This window comes from Pseudomonas putida, from assembly GCF_001976065.1.
Lineage (GTDB): Bacteria > Pseudomonadota > Gammaproteobacteria > Pseudomonadales > Pseudomonadaceae > Aquipseudomonas > Aquipseudomonas serbica.
This window is the reverse complement of record NZ_MNAH01000003.1, coordinates 575,964-595,709: the sequence shown is the minus strand read 5'-3', so window position 1 is coordinate 595,709 and position 19,746 is coordinate 575,964. Positions and strand designations below refer to the sequence as shown.

17 protein-coding genes are annotated in these 19,746 nt (G+C 60.5%); 9 read left to right on the top strand and 8 right to left on the bottom strand.

Features of this window, described 5'->3' with window-relative positions; genetic code table 11:
- Positions 1 to 194: 194 nt before the first annotated feature.
- The 7 genes from pcaF to pcaC all read left to right on the top strand — a co-directional run bounded on the left by pcaF (position 195) and on the right by pcaC (position 6,845).
- A complete protein-coding gene (pcaF, locus tag BKX96_RS13945; RefSeq protein ID WP_179092147.1) occupies positions 195 to 1,400 on the top strand; it encodes a 3-oxoadipyl-CoA thiolase in 1,206 nt (401 codons plus the stop codon).
- 38 nt (positions 1,401 to 1,438) lie between these two features.
- A complete protein-coding gene (gene pcaH / locus BKX96_RS13940) occupies positions 1,439 to 2,143 on the top strand; it encodes a protocatechuate 3,4-dioxygenase subunit beta (protein WP_077184260.1) in 705 nt (234 codons plus the stop codon).
- A gap of 1 nt (position 2,144) precedes the next feature.
- Positions 2,145 to 2,711, top strand: a complete 567-nt coding sequence (gene pcaG / locus BKX96_RS13935; protein WP_046816676.1) for a protocatechuate 3,4-dioxygenase subunit alpha — start codon at positions 2,145 to 2,147, stop codon at positions 2,709 to 2,711.
- A 195-nt stretch (positions 2,712 to 2,906) separates the two neighbouring features.
- Positions 2,907 to 4,214 (top strand): MFS family transporter, encoded by a 1,308-nt coding sequence (locus BKX96_RS13930; RefSeq protein ID WP_046816677.1) that lies wholly within the window; start codon positions 2,907 to 2,909, stop codon positions 4,212 to 4,214.
- Positions 4,215 to 4,259: 45 nt separating this feature from the next.
- Positions 4,260 to 5,624 (top strand): 3-carboxy-cis,cis-muconate cycloisomerase, encoded by a 1,365-nt coding sequence (locus BKX96_RS13925; RefSeq protein WP_046816678.1) that lies wholly within the window; start codon positions 4,260 to 4,262, stop codon positions 5,622 to 5,624.
- Positions 5,625 to 5,635: 11 nt separating this feature from the next.
- Positions 5,636 to 6,442 (top strand): 3-oxoadipate enol-lactonase, encoded by an 807-nt coding sequence (gene pcaD / locus BKX96_RS13920; RefSeq protein WP_046816679.1) that lies wholly within the window; start codon positions 5,636 to 5,638, stop codon positions 6,440 to 6,442.
- Positions 6,443 to 6,452: 10 nt separating this feature from the next.
- Positions 6,453 to 6,845 carry a 4-carboxymuconolactone decarboxylase gene (gene pcaC / locus BKX96_RS13915; protein ID WP_046816680.1) on the top strand — a complete coding sequence of 131 codons (393 nt, stop codon included), beginning with the start codon at positions 6,453 to 6,455 and terminating at the stop codon, positions 6,843 to 6,845.
- 137 nt (positions 6,846 to 6,982) lie between these two features.
- On the opposite strand, the gene BKX96_RS13910 is transcribed toward pcaC, so the two are convergent.
- From BKX96_RS13910 to emhA, 4 genes are all read right to left on the bottom strand, one after another.
- Positions 6,983 to 8,239, bottom strand: a complete 1,257-nt coding sequence (locus BKX96_RS13910) for an OprD family porin (RefSeq protein WP_077184257.1) — start codon at positions 8,237 to 8,239, stop codon at positions 6,983 to 6,985.
- A gap of 430 nt (positions 8,240 to 8,669) precedes the next feature.
- A complete protein-coding gene (emhC, locus tag BKX96_RS13905) occupies positions 8,670 to 10,130 on the bottom strand; it encodes an efflux RND transporter outer membrane subunit EmhC (RefSeq protein ID WP_077184254.1) in 1,461 nt (486 codons plus the stop codon).
- Positions 10,130 to 13,291 carry an efflux RND transporter permease subunit EmhB gene (emhB, locus tag BKX96_RS13900; protein WP_077184252.1) on the bottom strand — a complete coding sequence of 1,054 codons (3,162 nt, stop codon included), beginning with the start codon at positions 13,289 to 13,291 and terminating at the stop codon, positions 10,130 to 10,132. The genes emhC and emhB overlap by 1 nt, the downstream gene beginning before the upstream one ends.
- 3 nt (positions 13,292 to 13,294) lie before the next feature.
- Positions 13,295 to 14,452 carry an efflux RND transporter periplasmic adaptor subunit EmhA gene (gene emhA / locus BKX96_RS13895; protein ID WP_046816684.1) on the bottom strand — a complete coding sequence of 386 codons (1,158 nt, stop codon included), beginning with the start codon at positions 14,450 to 14,452 and terminating at the stop codon, positions 13,295 to 13,297.
- A gap of 268 nt (positions 14,453 to 14,720) precedes the next feature.
- Here emhA and emhR point away from each other — a divergent pair, with 268 nt between their 5' ends.
- Entirely contained in the window at positions 14,721 to 15,353 is a 633-nt protein-coding gene (gene emhR, locus BKX96_RS13890) for an efflux system transcriptional repressor EmhR (protein ID WP_046816685.1), read from the top strand.
- 172 nt (positions 15,354 to 15,525) lie between these two features.
- On the opposite strand, the gene BKX96_RS13885 is transcribed toward emhR, so the two are convergent.
- The 4 genes from BKX96_RS13885 to BKX96_RS13870 all read right to left on the bottom strand — a co-directional run bounded on the left by BKX96_RS13885 (position 15,526) and on the right by BKX96_RS13870 (position 18,969).
- Positions 15,526 to 16,239, bottom strand: coding sequence for a hypothetical protein (locus tag BKX96_RS13885; protein ID WP_077184250.1), 714 nt, complete (start codon positions 16,237 to 16,239; stop codon positions 15,526 to 15,528).
- Between the two features lie 153 nt (positions 16,240 to 16,392).
- Entirely contained in the window at positions 16,393 to 17,442 is a 1,050-nt protein-coding gene (locus BKX96_RS13880; protein WP_046816687.1) for an alkene reductase, read from the bottom strand.
- A 22-nt stretch (positions 17,443 to 17,464) separates the two neighbouring features.
- Positions 17,465 to 18,631, bottom strand: coding sequence for an MFS transporter (locus BKX96_RS13875; protein WP_077184248.1), 1,167 nt, complete (start codon positions 18,629 to 18,631; stop codon positions 17,465 to 17,467).
- A 35-nt stretch (positions 18,632 to 18,666) separates the two neighbouring features.
- Positions 18,667 to 18,969 carry an ArsR/SmtB family transcription factor gene (locus tag BKX96_RS13870; RefSeq protein WP_046816689.1) on the bottom strand — a complete coding sequence of 101 codons (303 nt, stop codon included), beginning with the start codon at positions 18,967 to 18,969 and terminating at the stop codon, positions 18,667 to 18,669.
- Between the two features lie 170 nt (positions 18,970 to 19,139).
- Between BKX96_RS13870 and BKX96_RS13865 the strand changes: the two genes are divergently transcribed.
- Positions 19,140 to 19,718, top strand: coding sequence for an acyl carrier protein phosphodiesterase (locus BKX96_RS13865; RefSeq protein WP_046816690.1), 579 nt, complete (start codon positions 19,140 to 19,142; stop codon positions 19,716 to 19,718).
- Positions 19,719 to 19,746: the final 28 nt, after the last annotated feature.

Sequence of the window (19,746 nt, the reverse complement as noted above, 5' to 3'; positions counted from 1 at the left end):
TTTATAGGCGCTGACGCAGGCTGCGATCTTTTGCTGGGTGAGCAAATCGATAGCTGAACAACAATGTGTTCGATAAACGAACACTCAGTCGATTATCGAATTGTTTGCTCCATGTCAGGCGCTTAATCTTTAACCCTTGCGGCGCTGCGCATCGGCGCCTTTTTCATTACGTTGGGCCAAGCACCTGGAGAAGCATGATGCGTGAAGTTTATATCTGCGACGCGATTCGCACCCCCATCGGCCGTTTCGGCGGCGGCCTGTCGGCGGTTCGCGCTGACGACCTGGCCGCGGTGCCGATCAAGGCGCTGATGGAGCGCAACCCGTCGGTGGACTGGTCGGCGGTGGACGAAGTGTTCCTCGGCTGCGCCAACCAGGCCGGTGAAGACAACCGCAACGTGGCGCGCATGGCGCTGCTGCTGGCGGGGCTGCCGGAGACCATTCCTGGCGTGACCCTCAATCGCCTCTGCGCTTCGGGCATGGATGCCATTGGTACCGCGTTCCGTGCCATCGCCAGTGGCGAAATGGAGCTGGCGATTGCCGGTGGCGTCGAGTCGATGTCCCGCGCGCCGTTCGTGATGGGCAAGGCCGATGCAGCGTTCTCGCGCAACATGAAACTGGAAGACACCACCATCGGCTGGCGCTTCATCAACCCGTTGATGAAAGCCCAGTACGGGGTGGATGCGATGCCGCAGACCGCCGACAACGTCGCCGACGATTACCAGGTGTCCCGCGCCGATCAGGACGCGTTCGCCTTGCGCAGTCAGCAACGCACGGCCGCCGCGCAAGCTGCGGGCTATTTCGCCGAAGAAATCGTCGAAGTGCGCATTGCCCACAAGAAGGGTGAAACCGTGGTCAGCCAGGACGAACATCCTCGCGCCGACACCACCCTGGAAGCCCTGACCAAGCTCAAGCCGGTCAACGGTCCCGACAAAACCGTCACTGCCGGTAACGCTTCGGGTGTCAACGACGGTGCCGCCGCCTTGATCCTCGCCTCTGCCGAAGCGGTGAAGAAACATGGCCTGACCGCCCGCGCCAAAGTGTTGGGCATGGCCAGCGCCGGTGTTGCGCCACGGGTGATGGGCATTGGTCCGGTACCGGCCGTGCGTAAACTGATTGAACGCCTGGGTGTGGCCATCAACGATTTCGACGTGATCGAACTCAACGAAGCCTTCGCCAGCCAGGGCCTGGCGGTACTGCGTGAACTGGGGATCGCCGACGACGCGGCCCAGGTCAACCCGAACGGTGGCGCCATTGCCTTGGGCCATCCGCTGGGCATGAGCGGTGCGCGCTTGGTGTTGACTGCACTGCATCAGCTGGAAAAAACCGGTGGCAAGAAAGGTCTGGCGACCATGTGCGTCGGTGTTGGTCAGGGTCTGGCCTTGGCGATCGAGCGCGTCTGACGCGCTCTGCCGACTAACAAGAAACTGAGGAAAGCTTCATGACTGACAAGCCTGGTTACCGCCGCCCGCAGGAAGGCACCCAACCGCCATACCTGCACCCGACTTACCAATCCACCAACCTGCGCTCGCCGTCCAAGCCATTGGTGTTCTTGCCGCATTCGCTGTCGGAAATCACCGGTCCTACCATCGGTGCCGAGCGCGTCAATGAGAAGGACAACGACCTGACCGCCCAGCACGAAGGCGAACCGCAGGGCGAGCGCATCATCATCCACGGCCGTGTGCTGGATGAAAACGGTCTGCCGGTGCCGGGGATTCTGGTAGAGATCTGGCAGGCCAACGCCGCCGGTCGCTACAACCATGCCCGCGACCTGCACGACGCACCACTGGACCCGAACTTCACCGGCACCGGCCGCACCGTGACCGACGCCGATGGCTGGTACCAGTTCCAGACCATCAAGCCCGGCGCGTATCCGTGGGGTAACCATCACAACGCCTGGCGCCCGGCGCACATCCATTTCTCGCTGTTCGGGCCGAGCATCCTCACGCGTCTGGTCACCCAGATGTATTTCCCGGGCGACCCGCTGCTGGCATACGACCCGATCTACAACTGCGTGCCCGATACCCGCGCCAAAGAGCGTTTGATCGCCGCATTCGATCTCGAAAAAACCATCCCTTCCTATGCCCTCGGTTATCGCTGGGACATCGTTTTGCGCGGCCGCGACGCCACGCCGATGGAGAAATAAGATGACGCTGACTGCGACCACGTCCCACACCGTCGGGCCGTACTACCACATCGGCCTGACCTGGCTGAACCGCGAAGACCTCACCGTCGAACAAACCCTGGGCGAGCGCGTGGCGATCACCGGGCAAGTGGTCGATGGCAACGGCGATGTCGTCAACGACGCGATGCTGGAAGTCTGGCAGGCTAACGCCGCCGGCAAGTACGACCATCCCGAAGACGACCAGGACAAACCCCTGGACCCGAACTTCGAAGGCTTTGGCCGGGTGCCGGTGGACGCCGAAGGGCGTTTCCGATTCACCACCATCAAGCCGGGCACGGTCGAGGGCCTCAAGGGCACGACCCAGGCACCGCACCTGGTCGTGCTGGTCTTTGCCCGTGGCTTGGTGAAGCACTTGCTGACGCGGATCTACTTCGAAGGCGAACCGGCCAATGTGTCGGATCCGTTGCTCGAATGCGTGCCGGCCGAGCGCCGTGGCACCTTGCTGGCGAAGCGGGATGCGTCAGGTGTGTACCAGTGGAACGTTGTTCTGCAGGGTACCGATGCCGAGACGGTGTTCTTCGACTATTAAGAAGCACCCCAAGACCTGTAGGAGCGAGCTTGCTCGCGAAAAGCGCAGGGGCAGACAAAAATGCTTCGCCTGACCCAACGCCTTCACTGGCAAGCCAGCTCCTACAGGGATTTGTGTGTTGCTGATTCATTTGCGGAACGGGACTGTTGCAAAGTGTGTCTAGAATCTCACTGTCCCTATTGAGTGAACAAAACAATGGCAACCCCAACTACAGCTCCTGCGGCGCTCTACACGGGCGAAGAACGCAACAAGCGAATCTTCGCGATTGTCGGTGCTTCTTCCGGCAACCTCGTCGAATGGTTCGACTTCTACGTCTACGCCTTCTGTGCGATCTATTTCGCCCCGGCGTTTTTCCCGTCCGACAACCCCACCGTGCAGTTGGTCAACACCGCGGGCGTATTCGCCGCCGGGTTCTTGATGCGCCCGATTGGTGGCTGGATTTTCGGCCGCGTCGCGGACAAGCACGGGCGCAAGAATTCGATGCTGATATCGATTCTGATGATGTGCTTCGGCTCGCTGCTGATCGCCTGCCTGCCAACTTACAAGGACATCGGCGTCTGGGCGCCAATCATGCTGCTGTTCGCACGTTTGCTCCAGGGCCTCTCGGTGGGCGGCGAATATGGCACCACCGCCACCTACATGAGCGAAGTCGCCCTCAAGGGCCAGCGGGGTTTCTTTGCCTCGTTCCAATACGTTACGTTGATCGGCGGGCAGTTGCTGGCGGTGTCGCTGGTGGTGGTCCTGCAGCAGTTCCTCAGTGAAGACGAATTGCGCGCCTACGGCTGGCGGATTCCGTTCGTGGTTGGCGCCGTGGCGGCGTTGATTTCGTTGTTCCTGCGTCGTTCGCTGAAAGAAACCACCAGCAAGGAAATGCGCGAAAACAAGGACGCCGGCAGCATCGCCGCACTGTTTCGTGACCATAAGGCCGCGTTCATCACCGTACTGGGCTACACCGCCGGTGGCTCGCTGATTTTCTACACCTTCACCACGTACATGCAGAAGTACCTGGTGAACACGGCGGGCATGCACGCCAAGACGGCCAGCTACATCATGACCGGCGCACTGTTCCTTTATATGTGCATGCAGCCGTTCTTCGGCATGCTCGCGGACAAGATCGGCCGACGTAACTCGATGCTCTGGTTCGGTGCCCTGGGTACGCTGTGCACCGTGCCGATCCTGCTGAGCCTGAAAAGCGTCAGCAGTCCGTTCCTGGCCTTTGTGTTGATTACTGTGGCGTTGGCGATCGTGAGTTTCTACACGTCGATCAGCGGCCTGGTAAAAGCCGAAATGTTCCCGCCTGAAGTGCGCGCCCTGGGTGTCGGCCTGGCTTACGCGGTGGCGAATGCGATCTTCGGCGGTTCGGCGGAGTACGTGGCCTTGAGCCTGAAGGCGGTCGGAATGGAAAACTCCTTCTATTGGTACGTGACGGTGATGATGGCGATCGCGTTCCTGTTCAGCCTGCGTCTGCCCAAGCAAGCGAAGTATTTGCATCACGACCTTTGATCTACACAAGCGGGCCCGAGCGGCCCGCACCTCCAGGGACTGTTTATGAACGAGCGACCGGGCAATCAATTGTTCGATGCCTATTTCACTGCAAGCGACATGCGTGAAGTGTTCTGCGATCAGGGCCGGGTTCAGGCCATGCTCGATTTCGAAGCGGCGCTGGCCCGGGCCGAAGCTCGGGTGGGGTTGATTCCGTCGAGCGCTGTCGCGCCGATCGAAGCGGCTTGCAGCGCCGGGCTTTATGACTTTGCGGCGTTGGGCGAGGCAATCGCCACGGCGGGCAATTCGGCGATCCCGTTGGTCAAGGCGTTGGGCAAGCAGATCGCCGCGAGCGATGCCCAAGCCGAGCGCTACGTGCATCTGGGCGCCACCAGTCAGGACGTGATGGACAGCGGCCTGGTGCTGCAATTACGCCGCGCCCTGGAATTGATCGACAGCGATTTGGCACAACTGGGCCAAACCCTCGCCACCCAGGCGCAACGTCATGTGTCCACGCCACTGGCCGGGCGCACCTGGTTGCAGCACGCGACGCCGGTTACCCTCGGCATGAAAATCGCCGGTTGGCTGGGTGCGGTGACCCGCAGTCGTCAGCGTTTGCGGGAACTCAAGCCACGTCTGCTGGTGCTGCAATTCGGCGGCGCTTCCGGAACCCTCGCGGCCCTCGGTGAGCAGGCGATGCCCATTGCCCGGGCGTTGGCCGAAGAGCTGCAACTGACGCTGCCCGACCAGCCCTGGCACACCCAGCGAGATCGCCTGGTGGAGTTTGGCTCGGTACTGGGATTGATCGCCGGCAGCCTCGGCAAACTCGGTCGCGACATCAGTCTGTTGATGCAGACCGAAGCGGCCGAAGTGTTCGAACCTTCGGCACCGGGCAAGGGCGGTTCCTCGACCATGCCGCATAAACGCAATCCCGTCGGCGCGGCGGTGCTGATCGGCGCGGCGACTCGCGTGCCGGGCCTGCTTTCGACGCTGTTCAGCGCGATGCCGCAGGAACATGAGCGCAGCCTGGGGCTATGGCACGCCGAGTGGGAAACCCTGCCGGAAATTTGCTGCCTGGTGTCCGGTAGCCTCAAGCAGGCACTGCTGGTGACCGGCGGGTTGGAAGTGGACGCCGCACGTATGGCGCGCAACCTCGATCTGACCCAGGGCCTGGTGCTCGCCGAAGCGGTGAGCATCGTCCTCGCGCAGCGGGTCGGCCGCGACACCGCGCATCATCTGTTGGAACAGTGCTGCAAACGCGCCGTGGCCGAACAACGTCATCTGCGCGCGGTACTCGGCGACGAGCCGCAAGTGAGCGCCGAACTGTCGGCGGCTGAACTCGATCATCTGCTGGACCCCGCCCATTACCTCGGTCAGGCCCGTACCTGGGTCGAGCGAGCGGTGGCTGAACATTCTGCGTTAACTGCCTGAAGGAGACTGCTGTGGCTTTCGTTCAACTCGCCGATGGCGAACTGCACTACCAAATTCAAGGGCCGCAACTCGATGGACCGGTCGATGCGCCGGTACTGGTGCTGTCCAACTCCCTGGGCACCGACCTGCATATGTGGGACGCGCAAATTCCGGCGTTCACCGAGCATTTTCGCGTGCTGCGTTTTGACACTCGCGGTCACGGCAAGTCGCTGGTGACGCCGGGGCCTTACAGCATCGAGCAACTGGGCCGCGACGTGCTGGCGCTGCTGGATGCGCTGCACATCGAGCGGGCGCATTTCTGTGGCCTGTCCATGGGCGGGCTGATCGGCCAATGGCTGGGCATCAATGCCGGCGAGCGCCTGAACAAACTGGTGGTGTGCAACACCGCAGCGAAAATCGGCGATCCGTCGGTGTGGAACCCACGTATCGAAACCGTGCTGCGCGATGGTCAAGCCGCGATGGTCGCCCTGCGCGATGCATCGATTGCCCGCTGGTTCACCCCGGATTTCTCCGCAGCCAATCCGGCAGCGGCCAAACAGATTACCGACATGCTGGCGGCGACGTCGCCTGAAGGTTATGCAGCCAATTGCGCGGCGGTGCGTGATGCCGACTTCCGCGATCAGCTGTCCTCGATCAAGGTGCCGTTGCTGGTGGTTGCCGGGACTGAAGACGCGGTCACGCCGCCCTCCGGTGGGCACTTCATCCAGGAGCACGTGCAGGGCGCCGAGTACGCCGAGTTCCATGCGGCGCACTTGTCCAACGTCCAGGCGGGCGCTGCGTTCAGCGAGCGGGTCCTGGCGTTCTTGTTAGCTCATTGAGGGGATTGTTGTGGACGAGAAACAACGTTACGACGAGGGCATGAAAGTCCGTCGCGCGGTACTCGGCGACGCCCATGTCGACCGCAGCCTGACCACCCTGACCGAGTTCAACTCGGAGTTCCAGGAAATGATCACCCGCCACGCCTGGGGTGACATCTGGACCCGTCCGGGACTGCCGCGCCACACCCGCAGCCTGATCACCATCGCCATGCTGATCGGCATGAACCGTGAGGGTGAGCTCAAGCTGCACCTGCGCGCCGCCGCCAACAACGGCGTGAGCCGTGGCGAGATCAAGGAAGTGATCATGCAGAGCGCGATCTACTGCGGCATTCCCGCCGCCAACGCGACCTTCCACCTGGCTGAGTCGGTGTGGGATGAGTTGGGGACTGAATCGCGGGATTAAATGTGTCGCAGGTCTTGAAGATACCGAAGATCTAGTGTGGGAGCGGGCTTGCTCGCGAATGCGGTGTTTCAGTCGACATCATTGCTGGCTGACCGTCCGCTTTCGCGAGCAAGCCCGCTCCCACATTTGTTTTGTGTTTACAACAGGCTGATCGGATAGCTGATGATCACACGGTTCTCATCGAACTCGTTGTTGCTGTAATCGCGGCGCATGGTCGAGTTGCGCCATTTTACGTTCAGGTCTTTCAGCGCACCGCTCTGCACGGTGTAGCCCAGTTCACTTTCACGACCCCATTCCTTGCCATCGGTGACAGTGCCGGTGTGTACGTTGTCGCCACTGATGTAGCGGTTCATCAGGGTCAGCCCCGGCACGCCAAGGGCAACGAAGTTGTAGTCGTGGCGCACCTGCCAGGATTTTTCCCGGGAGTTGTCGTAGCTGGAGTTGTAGCTGTCGTTGGCCAGGGTCCCGCCGCTGGTGCCGTTGACACGCATCCACGGGCTGTCGCCGGTGAGTTTCTGCAGGCCGACGTAGAAGGTGTTGCCGCCGTACTTGGCCGAGAGCAGGCCGTACAGGGTCTTGTTGTCCAGTTCGCCAGCCCGGGCGCTGCCGTCATCCTTGCCGTAGAAGAACCCGAGATTGGCGCCCAGGGTCCAGTCGCCGATCGGTTGGCTGTGGGTCAGGTTGATGAATTGCTGACTGTAGATGTCCTTGAGTTCGGCGTTCCACACACCGATCTGGGTGCGTTTCTCGTTGAACAGGTACTCGACGCCCTGGAAGTTGAAACGGTCGGAGGTGAACGCGGCTTTGCCGGTCATCGACATGTCGTTCATGCTGCTGTCGTCGCGCGGGCTGTTCTGGCGGAACTGGCCGCCGTACAGCGTCAGGCCGTCGAACTCCTTCGAGGTGACCTGACCGCCACGGAAGGTTTGCGGCAGCGAGCGGCCGTCGTCCGAGCGCAGGATCGGCAGCGCCGGCATCCATTCGCCCACCTTCGCTTCGGTCTGCGACAGTTTGGCCTTGAACGCCACGTTGGTGCGGCCGAAGTTGTCGGCCGGGCGGCCGTCACTGTCCAGCGGCAGCAACTGGGTACCGCCGGTGCCTTTGCCGCCGTCGAGTTTCACCGAGTACAGCCCCAGCACATCCATGCCGAAGCCGACGACGCCCTGGGTAAACCCGGACTTGGCGTCGAGAATGAAGCTTTGCGTCCACTCTTCGGCCCTGCCTTGGGTCTTGGTCGGGTTGGTGAAGTTGCGGTTGATGTAGAAGTTGCGCAGGTTCAGGTTGACCTTGGCCCCTTCGACAAACCCCGACTCTTCGGCCTGGGCGGGCAGGGCTGCGCTCGCCAGGGCGATGGCAATCAGGCTGGGAACGAAATAATGCGCGGGAGAAGGCATGGGCTGGGGTCTCTCTAATTCTTGGGGATGAAACAGGGTGATGCCGCAACCTGGGGTTGCAGACGTGCATGTGGAGTCGGGACAGAAGGGGCGGATCAGCCGGGGAGGGCAGGGCGCGGGGGCATGGCATCGAACCTGTTGTTATTGGTTTTGTTGGCCGAATGGTGATGTGAATGTACTAGGTGGTTCAATCTATGAAGGTAGATTTTGGGCGATTATCGAACATAAGATTGGCTGTGATTTTTGTGCTGTTCTTGCTGGCCTCTTCGCTGGCAAGCCAGCTCCTACAGGGAACCAGGTTTCTGCAGAGATAACGCGATCGAATGTGGGAGCGGGCTTGCTCGCGAAGGGGCCGGATCTGACAACGCATACTTTCCCGCAATCAACAAAAAGCCCACCAATCGGTGGGCTCCTTGTGTTCACAGCGCTATCAGAACAACTTCAACTTCGGCGCTTCTTCTTTCAACGGCTCGTTCTTCGCCGTCTGTTCATTCCAGCCACCGCCCAGGGCCTTGTAAAGGTTGACCTGGCTGACCAACTGCGCCAGACGGTCGGTGATCAGAGCCTGTTGGGCACTGAACAGCTGACGCTGGGCATCGAGGAAGGTCAGGTTGCTGTCGACACCGATGCGGTAGCGACGCTCGGCCAGGCGGTAGTAGTCCTGGTTGGCGTTGACGAAGTCTTGCTGGGCCTGCAACTGCTGGACGTAGGTCTGGCGCGCGGCCAGGCCATCGGCGACTTCCTGGAAGGCCGTCTGGATGGACTTCTCGTAGTTCGCCACGCCAATGTCTTTCTGGATTTTCGAGTAATCCAGGCTGGCACGCAGGCTGCCGGCGTTGAAGATCGGCAGGTTGATCTGCGGCTGGAACAACCAGGTGCCCGAACCACCCTTGAACAAGCCGGACAGGTCCGGGCTCAGGGTGCCGGCGTTGGCTGTCAGGCTGATGCTTGGGAAGAACGCCGCGCGCGCCGCGCCAATGTTGGCGTTGGCGGCCTTGAGGTTGTACTCGGCCTGCAGGATGTCCGGACGACGCTGCAGCAAGTCCGACGGCAGGCCGGGCGGTACTTCGGCCAGCAGATCGTCGTTCAGCGGTTTGGCCGCTTGCAGGTTGGCCGGGATGCCGGTGCCGAGGAGCAACACCAGGCTGTTCTCATCTTGAGCGACCTGACGGGTGTACTTGGCCAGTTGCGCACGGGCGTTTTCCACCGAGGTGCGCGACTGCGCCAGGTCCAGGGCCGAAGCGACCCCCACTTCGTTGCTGCGCGCGGTGAGCTTGTAGCTCTCCTCGAACGCGGCGAGGGTGTCCTGGGTCAGCTTGAGCAGTTCCTTGTCGGCCTGCCAGGTCAGGTAGGCATTGGCCACGCTGGCCACCAGGCTGATCTGGGTGCTGCGCCGGCCTTCTTCGGTGGCGAAGTACTGCTGCAGCGCTTCTTCGTTCAGGCTGCGAATCCGCCCGAACATATCGAGCTCGTAGGCACTGATGCCGACGGTGGCCGAGTAGGAGCTGCTGATCCCGGCTTCGCCGGTCTGCGAGGCGTCAGCCGGCAGGCGTTGACGGCTGCCGGTGCCATTGGCTGAAACGGCCGGGAACAGATCGGCGCGCGAGATGCGGTATTGAGCCGCAAAGGCGTCGATGTTCAAGGCCGCGACACGCAGGTCACGGTTGTTTTCCAGGGATACCTGAATCAGCTGCTGCAGCGCCGGGTCATGGAAAAACTGCTTCCAGCCCTGCTCGGCAGCGGCCTGCGCCGGTGCCTGGGCCGGCGAATACGCCGGGCCCTGCGGGTATTGACCTGCCACCGGAGCATCCGGCCGCTCATAGTCAGGTATCAGCGAGCAGCCACTGAGCACGAAGGCGGCGACTGCCAGGGAGAGTAGCGACTTGCTCATTAGCCAGCCTCTTTAGGAGTTTCAGTAGCGTCTTCCTGGTCGACGTTTTTACGCTGACCCATGGCCGACACGGTGACGAAGAACAGTGGGACCCAGAAGATCGCCAGGACGGTTGCCGTGATCATACCGCCAATCACACCGGTACCGATGGCATGCTGGCTACCGGAACCTGCGCCTGTGGAGATCGCCAGTGGTACCACGCCGAGAACGAAGGCGAGCGAGGTCATGATGATCGGTCGCAGACGCATGCGGCAGGCTTCGATGGCCGCCTCGCGCAGGCTGCGCCCCTGTTCGTGCAGCTCCTTGGCGAATTCGACGATCAGGATGGCGTTTTTCGCCGCCAGGCCGATGGTCGTCAACAGGCCCACCTGGAAGTACACGTCGTTGGACAGGCCGCGCAGGCTGGTGGCCATCAGTGCACCGATGATCCCCAGCGGTACTACGAGCATCACCGCAATCGGAATCGACCAGCTCTCATACAGCGCCGCCAGGCACAGGAACACCATCAGCAGCGACAGGGCGTACAGCGCCGGTGCTTGCGAGCCGGACAGTCGTTCCTCGTAGGACAGGCCGGTCCAGGAAATACCGACACCCTTCGGCAGTTTGGCGGCAAGGGCTTCGACTTCGGCCATCGCTTCACCGGTGGAATAACCCGGGGCCGGAGCGCCAAGGATTTCCATCGCCTCTACGCCGTTGTAGCGGGCCAGTTTCGGCGATCCGTAGATCCACTCGCCCTTGGCGAACGCCGAGAACGGAACCATGGTGCCGACGCTGTTGCGCACGTACCACTTGTTCAGGTCTTCGGGGCTCATGCGTGAACCCGGCTGGCCCTGCACGTAAACTTTCTTCACCCGACCCCGGTCGATGAAGTCGTTGACGTAGCTACTGCCCAGGGCAATCGACAGGGTGTTGTTGATGTCGGCGATGGTAATGCCCAGCGCACTGGCCTTCTCGTCGTCGATTTCCAGTTGGAATTGCGGTTCGTCGTTCAGGCCGTTCGGACGCACCTGGGTGAGGATCTTGCTCTGCGCCGCCATGCCGAGGAACTGGTTGCGGGCTTCCATCAGCTTGTCGTGACCGATACCGGCGCGGTCCTGCAGGAACACGTCGAAACCGGTGGCGTTACCCAATTCCAGTACCGCTGGCGGGGCGAAGGCAAACACCATGGCGTCACGGAAGGTGAAGAAGTGCTGCTGGGCACGGGCCGCGACCTTGAACACGCTGTTGTCGGCGTTTCGATCTTCCCATGGGCGCAGCATGATGAACGCCATGCCCGAACTCTGGCCACGGCCGGCGAAGTTGAAGCCGGTCACGGTAAACACCGAGTTCACCGCATCGCCTTCACCGCCATCCTTGCCCGGACGCAGGAGGAATTCACGCATTTCGTCCACGACTACCTGGGTGCGCTGGGCGGTCGAACCGGCTGGGGTCTGCACCTGGGCGAACAGTACGCCCTGGTCTTCTTCCGGCAGGAACGCCGTTGGAATGCGGGTGAACAGCCAGATCATGCCGACAACGATGATGAGGTAGGCCAGCAGGTACGGCGCCTTGTGCGTCAGCATGCTGCCCACGCCACGCTCATAGCTTTTGACGCCACGGTCGAAGTTGCGGTTGAACCAGCCGAAGAAGCCGCGTTTGGGCGTGTGGTGCTCGCCTTTCGGAATGGCCTTGAGCATGGTGGCGCAAAGCGCCGGGGTGAAGATCAGGGCAACCAGTACCGACAGGGCCATGGCCGAGACGATAGTGATCGAGAACTGCTTGTAGATCACACCGGTGGAGCCGCTGAAGAACGCCATCGGCAGCAATACCGCCGACAGCACCAGGGCGATACCGACCAGCGCACCCTGGATCTGGCCCATGGATTTCTTGGTCGCTTCCTTGGGCGACAGGCCTTCTTCGCTCATCACCCGTTCGACGTTTTCCACCACGACGATGGCATCGTCCACCAGCAAGCCGATGGCCAGCACCATGCCGAACATCGTCAGGGTGTTGATGCTGAACCCGGCCGCCGCGAGGATCCCGAAGGTACCGAGCAGTACTACTGGCACTGTCATCGTGGTGATGATGGTGGCGCGGAAGTTCTGCAGGAACAGGAACATCACCAGGAACACCAGCGCAACCGCTTCGACCAGGGTGTGAACCACGCCCTTGATCGATTCGGTCACCACCGGCGTGGTGTCGTACGGGAACACCACTTCCATCCCTTCGGGGAAGAACGGCTTGAGGCTGTCGATGGTCGCGCGCAGCGCCTTGGCGGTATCCAGGGCGTTGGCACCGGTGGCCAGTTTCACCGCCAGGCCGGAAGCCGGGGCGCCGTTGAACTGGGCGTTGATGCTGTAGTTCTCGCCACCCAGGCCGACTTGGGCGACATCTTTGAGGCGAACCTGGGAGCCGTCCTTGTTGACCTTGAGCAGGATCTTTTCGAATTGCTCGGCGGTCTGCAGACGGGTCTTGCCGATGATCGTCGCGTTCAGCTGGGTGCCGGGCAGGGCAGGCAGGCCGCCGAGCTGGCCGGAGGAGACCTGGACGTTCTGTGCGGCAATGGCGGTCTTGACGTCGATCGGGGTCAGGTGGAAGTTGTTCAACTTGGCCGGGTCGAGCCAGATACGCATGGCGTACTGCGAACCGAACACCTGGAAGTCGCCGACACCGGCGGTCCGCGATATCGGGTCCTGCATGTTCGACACGATGTAGTTGGACAAGTCGTCCTTGGTCATGCTGCCGTCACGCGACACCACACCGATCACCAGCAGGAAGTTCTTCACTGCCTTGGTCACGCGGATACCTTGTTGCTGCACTTCCTGCGGCAACAGCGGGGTGGCCAGGTTCAGCTTGTTCTGGACCTGGACCTGCGCGGTATCGGAGTTGGTGCCCTGCTCGAAGGTCGCGGTAATGGTCATGGTGCCGTCGGAGTTACTTTCCGAAGATACATAACGCAGATTGTCGATACCGTTGAGCTGTTGCTCGATCACCTGGACCACGGTGTCCTGCACGGTTTGCGCGGAAGCGCCCGGGTAGGCCACGGAAATGGCGATGGCCGGCGGCGCAATGCTCGGGTACTGGTTGATCGGCAGCTTGAGGATCGACAGTGCCCCGACCAGCATGATCACCAGGGCAATTACCCAGGCGAAAATCGGACGGTCGATGAAAAATTTTGACATGAGTTACTCCCCTTTGCCGCTGGCAGCCTGCTCAGCTGGCTTGGCGGGGGCCGGGTTCCTGGCGCCTACGTTGGTCGCGTCAGTGGCCTTGACTTCGATGCCGGGCTTGACGAATTGCAGGCCTTCGGTGATCAGGCGATCGCCGGCCTTCAGGCCGTCTTCGATCAGCCATTGGTTGCCGACGGTGCGGCTGGCCTTGAGCTGACGCAGTTCGACCTTGTTGTCCGGGCCGACGACCAGCGCGGTCGGTGTGCCTTTGAGGTCACGGGTCACGCCTTGTTGCGGGGCCAGGATCGCCGCGCTGTTCACACCAGCCTGCAACTGCGCGTGGACGAACATGCCCGGCAGCAGTGTGTGGTCAGGGTTCGGGAACACGGCACGCAGGGTCACGGAACCGGTGGTCTGGTCAACCGACACTTCGGAGAACTCCAGTTTACCGTCCAGCTTGTATTCGCTGCCGTCTTCGAGGGTTAGCTTGACCTTGGCGGCGTTGTCGCCAGCCTTCTGCAGGCGTCCGCTTTCCAGTTCGCGCCGCAGTTGCAGCAGTTCGACCGAAGATTGCGTCACATCGACATAGATCGGATCAAGTTGCTGGATCACAGCCATCGCTTCAGTCTGGGCATTGCTGACCAGCGCGCCCTCGGTCACCGTGGAACGACCGATCCGGCCGGTCAACGGCGCGTAGACCTTGGTGTAGCGCACGTTGATCTGGGCCGATTGCAACGACGCTTCCGATTGCAGGCGGTTGGCCACGGCAGTGTCGTATTCCTGGCGGCTGACAGCCTGTTCGTCGACCAGTTGTTTGTAGCGATCGGAGATCGATTTGGTCGAGCGCAAATTCGCTTCGGCGCTTTTAAGCGTCGCTTCATAGACCGACGGATCGATCTGATAGAGCTGCTGGCCGGCCTTGACGTCACTGCCTTCCTTGAACAGGCGCTTGAGAATGATGCCGTTGACCTGCGGGCGAACTTCAGCGATGCGGAACGCGCTGGTACGACCCGGCAAATCCGAGGTAAGCGTAAACGTTTGCGGTTGCAGGGTAACGACGCCGACCTGAGGCGGTGGTGCTGCCGGTGGAGCTTCTTCCTTTTTGCATCCGCTGAGCAACGATGCGAGGGCGACGGCGGCGACCAGAGCGGTAACAGCTGGCTTGAATTGCATGAAAATCCTCGGGTCAGGCGCGCAAAAAAACGCACAAGAAAAGATGGAAGGTTAAAAAGTGTGGGCCGGGTGGATAAGTAGCATGCTAAGGAATATACTTACATTCACGGCTGTTTGTAAAGACCTTGGGTACGTACCCGGCTCGTTACAAACGCGTTGGAAAAATTGAAATCGTAGGCCCGGGGACGACACCCAAGAGCACTCGCCCCGCTTTTATTCAGCTGATATCCAGACATCGCTGAAGCATCCTGATTGAGGTTGTACTGCCATGGTCCGTCGTACCAAAGAGGAAGCTCAAGAAACTCGCAGCCAGATACTCGAAGCGGCCGAAAAAGCCTTTTTCGAGCGGGGTGTGGCGCGCACGACCCTGGCAGACATCGCGACCCTGGCCGGCGTCACTCGCGGGGCGATCTACTGGCATTTCAGCAACAAGGCGGACCTGGTGCAGGCCATGCTCGACACCCTGCATGAGCCTCTGGATGAAATGGCCAAGGCCAGCGAAAGCACAGACGAACCCGACCCCCTGGGCTGCATGCGCAAGCTGTTGATTCATTTGTTTCATCAAATTGCGCTGGACCCGAAAACCCGACGCATCAACGAAATTCTGTTTCATAAGTGCGAGTTCACCGATGAAATGTGCGACTTGCGCCAGCAACGCGTGGCGGCGAGCCTGGACTGCAACGTACGGATCGGCCTGGCCCTGAGTAACGCGGTGAATCGCGGGCAATTGCCGGAAAACCTCGACACGGCTCGCGCGGCCATCAGCCTGCATGCCTACATCGATGGCATCCTGTACCAGTGGCTACTGGCTCCCGATAGCTTTCAATTGCACCTCGAGGCCGAGCGTTGGGTTGATACAGGATTGGATATGCTGCGCCTGAGCCCCAGCCTGTGCAAATGAAACAAAATTCGTAATTCGCACACACGCTGTCAATAAACGCGGGCGATGGTTATCTCTTCGCCCGCGCAGTCATGCTGGGATGCTTTTATATACGGACGCGCGTCAGGTTGACAGGTAACTCGCTACGTATTTTGTATGGATTTTGTGTCGCAGTAGAGAAATCCTGCTGGTTTCAACCCAGGATGATCACGACGTTATAGCTATAAGGTGCGCCATCAAGGCTTCGGGTAATGCTGGATTTGCAATTGAGCGGGGTATTACCGATGGAGCGAATGTCATGCGATCTGCTTACAGTAACCTGCGGTTCAAAGGTCCAAGGGTTGTAAGGCACTACCAGCTTCAACAGCGTTGAAAAGTCGAATGCCAAGCCGCCGCCCTTATAACCGAAGCCATGTTTTACTTGCGTCGGAAGATTGGACCGGCGGGTGCGACGCGCAGGTATCTCACTGCTTAGCCTGAAGGATTCAAATTGCCAAGGTGCAATGTCATAGGCTTCTTTTGGATGGATACTGTTATCCCAAGTGGAACTCTCGAGTGCAAAGGTCTCGTCTGTGCCATTGTAAATATAGACCAGTACGGTGGTGTGGGTTTTGACCCGTTTGATGGCTTTCCAGTTTTCTTCTTCGTCTACCTTGGCTTCTTTTGCAAGTTTGTCCAGCCTGTCCTGATGCTTCTGGCGCTCTTTATCCCTGCGTGATTTGTCTTTGTTATGTTCGTGAACGGACTCTATCAAGCCCGACAGGAAGCCGAAATAGGCATTGGCGGCAGTGACAATGGCCTGGTTAAGCTCATTTTTCTCGAAGGATACGTGCTGGATGTCTTCGTATATCTCCTCGTTGTCAGGTGTTCGAATGTCGTTTGTGTCATTGTCTTTTGGATCGTCCATGATATAAGTCTTCGATTGTTAGTTGGAGTTTCTGAAGATAGCAGGGCGATATTTTACTTTCCTGTCAGATGTGTTTTGTTTTATTGCGTGAACTGAGCCAATAAAAAAACCCGACTCTTTCGAGTGGGGTTTTTTTGTTTTGTCGGGTGATGCTTACAGTGTCGGGTAGTCGATATAACCCACCGGCCCCTTGGCATAAAACAATTCCGGACGCGCTTCGTTCAGCGGCGCATCCGCTTTCAAGCGTGCCGGTAGATCCGGGTTGGCAATGAACGGTACACCAAAGGCGACGGCATCAGCCTTGCCGCTGGCCAGCCAGGCGTTCGCACTGTCTTTGGTGAAGCGTTCGTTGACAATGTACGGGCCGCCGAAGGCTTCCTTGAGCTGTGGGCCGAGGCTGTCGGCGCCTTCTTTCTCACGCGAGCAGATGAACGCGATGCCACGTTTGCCCAGTTCGCGAGCGACGTAGGTGAAGGTTTCGGCCAGGTTGTCATCGCCCATGTCATGGGAGTCGGCGCGTGGTGCCAGATGCACCCCGACACGGCCGGCGCCCCAGACTTCGATCGCGGCATCGGTCACTTCCAGCAACAGGCGGGCACGGTTTTCCAGGGAGCCACCGTAGTGGTCGGTGCGCTGGTTAGTGCTGCTCTGCAGGAACTGGTCGAGCAGGTAACCGTTGGCGCCATGGATTTCCACGCCGTCGAAACCGGCGGCCTTGGCGTTCTCCGCGCCGGTACGATAGGCGTCGACGATGTCGGCGATTTCAGCGGTTTCCAGGGCGCGTGGAGTCGGATAGTCGGCCAGTGGGCGAACCAGGCTGACGTGACCTTTGGGCTGGATGGCGCTCGGTGCAACCGGTGCTTCACCGTCCAGGTACGAAGGGTGCGATACACGACCCACGTGCCACAGTTGCAGGAAGATCTTGCCGCCGGCACCGTGGATCGCCTTGGTCACGTTGGTCCAGCCGCGTACCTGGTCGTTGGACCAGATGCCCGGGGTGTCCGGGTAGCCGACGCCCATCGGCGTGACCGAAGTGGCTTCGCTGAGGATCAGGCCGGCGGAGGCACGTTGTACGTAGTACTCGGCCATCAGGGCGTTGGGTACGCGGCCCTCGTCGGCCCGGCAACGGGTCAGCGGGGCCATGATGATGCGGTTGGCCAACTCGAGGTCGCCCAGTTTGATCGGATCGAAAATAGTCGTCATGAATTACAACCCTCGTGAGGTATCAGTGGGTAGCAGGGGCCAGTTCGGGATTACCGCTCTGACGGAAAGTGATCAGGGTCGCCAGCAGGGCGAATACCGCCAGTGCCGCTGCTGCGAGGGGCACGCTGGCCAGGCCGAAACCGTGGGCGATGACGCTGCCGCCGACCCAGGCGCCCAGGGCGTTGCCGACGTTGAAGGCGCCGATGTTCAGGGTCGACACCAGGTTCGGTGCCGCCTTGCCGTAGGTCACCACGTTGACTTGCAGGGCGGGCACGGCGGCAAAGCACGCAGTGGCCCAGAGGAACAGGGTGATTTCGGTCGGGATCAGCGCGACGCTGGTCCAGGTCAGCACGGTGGAAACCACGGCCATCGCGATGAAGACGCCGATCAGCGTCGCAGCAAGGCCTTTGTCCGCCAGCTTGCCGCCGATGATGTTGCCCACCGTCAGGCCCAGGCCGATCAGCATCAGGGTCCAGGTCACGCCACGGGGCGACACGCCTGTGATTTCGCCCAGCAGCGGCGCGACGTAGGTAAACAGGGTGAACACCGACGCGGCGAATAATGCGGTCATGCTCAGGGACAACCAGATACCGGCGCCTTTGAGCGCACGCAGTTCGGCGCGCATGTCGAGTTTCTCTTCATCGCGCTTGGCGGGCAGGAAGCGGATCAGGCCGATCAGTGCGATCACACCGATCACGGTCACTGCCCAGAAGGTTGAACGCCAGCCGGCTTGCTGACCGAGTGCGGTGCCCAGTGGCACGCCCAGGACGTTGGCCAGGGTCAGGCCGGTGAACATCAAGGCCACGGCCGATGCGCGTTTGTTGGCTGGCACCAGTCCTGCCGCCACGACCGAGCCGATGCCGAAGAACGCACCGTGACACAGCGCGGTGACCACGCGGGCAAACATCAGCACGTTATAGTCACTGGCCACTGCGCAGAGCAGGTTGCCGATGATAAAGATGCCCATCAACGCGACCAGTGCGGCCTTGCGCGGCAGTCGGGCAGTAGCCAGTGCCATGAACGGCGCACCGATGGCCACGCCCAAGGCATAGCCGGTCACCAGCCAGCCGGCGCCGGGAATCGATACACCGAGGTCGGCAGCCACATCGGGCAGCAGGCCCATGATGACGAACTCGGTGGTACCGATGGCAAAGGCGCTCAAGGCCAATATGAGTAGCGAGAGGGGCATGGGTTAATTCCTTTTCGGCTGGCTGACGTTAAGGGTCAGAGCTCTTTGCTGAAGACTTTGAGGAATTCCTGGATGGTTTCCTCATTGCGTTTGAAAAAGTGCCACTGGCCGACTTTACGGCTGCTGATCAGGCCGGCGCGTTGCAGGGTTGCCAGGTGCGCGGACACCGTGGACTGCGACAAACCGCAACGTTGATCGATCTGCCCGGCACAAACGCCGTGCTCGTTGCTGTGGGACTGGTCTGGAAATTCGACGTCCGGATTTTTGAGCCAGTGCAGGATTTCTCGCCGTACCGGGTGCGCCAGGGCTTTTATTATTTCGTCGAGTTCAAGGTTCATGGTTTGGGGGCTCGTGATGTGTAAAACGCTATATCGCGATGAAGCGAACTTTAAATCGGTATTTCGCGATATACCAATATGATTTCGTTCTGACGACCGAGTAAATCGGTATATCGGGTTATAACGATATGCTGGGTGTGCAGACATGGGCGCGGTGCTAAGCTGCGCCCATGAACTATCTCGCACATCTTCACCTCGGTGGCCAGCGTCCCGGTCAATTGCTCGGCAGTCTGTATGGCGATTTCGTCAAAGGGCGGCTGCAAGGGCAGTTCGACCCGGAGATCGAAGCGGCCATCCAGCTGCATCGCAGCATCGACGTATTCACTGATCGTCATCCGTTGGTGGATGGCGCGCTGTCGCGGTTTTCCCTGACGCGGCGGCGTTATGCCGGCATCGTGCTCGACGTGTTTTTCGACCATTGCCTGGCCCGGGACTGGGCGATGTATGCCGACCGGCCGCTGGAGCTCTTCACCTCGGACGTGTACCGGGTACTGTCCAACCAGCCACAGTTGCCGGAACGCCTGGCGAAAATCGCGCCGCACATGGTGGCTAATGACTGGTTGGGTTCCTATCAGGAGTTCGAAGTGCTGGAGCAGGTGTTGCGGGGGATTTCGCGGCGCCTGACCCGGCCGGAAGAATTGGCCGCTGCGATGCAGGAACTGCGGATATTGTATGAGCCGTTGAGCGAGGATTTCCGGTTGTTCTATCCGCAGCTTCAGGATTTTGCCCAAAAGCCTCCAGCAACATAAACCCCTGTGGGAGCGGGCCTGCTCGCGA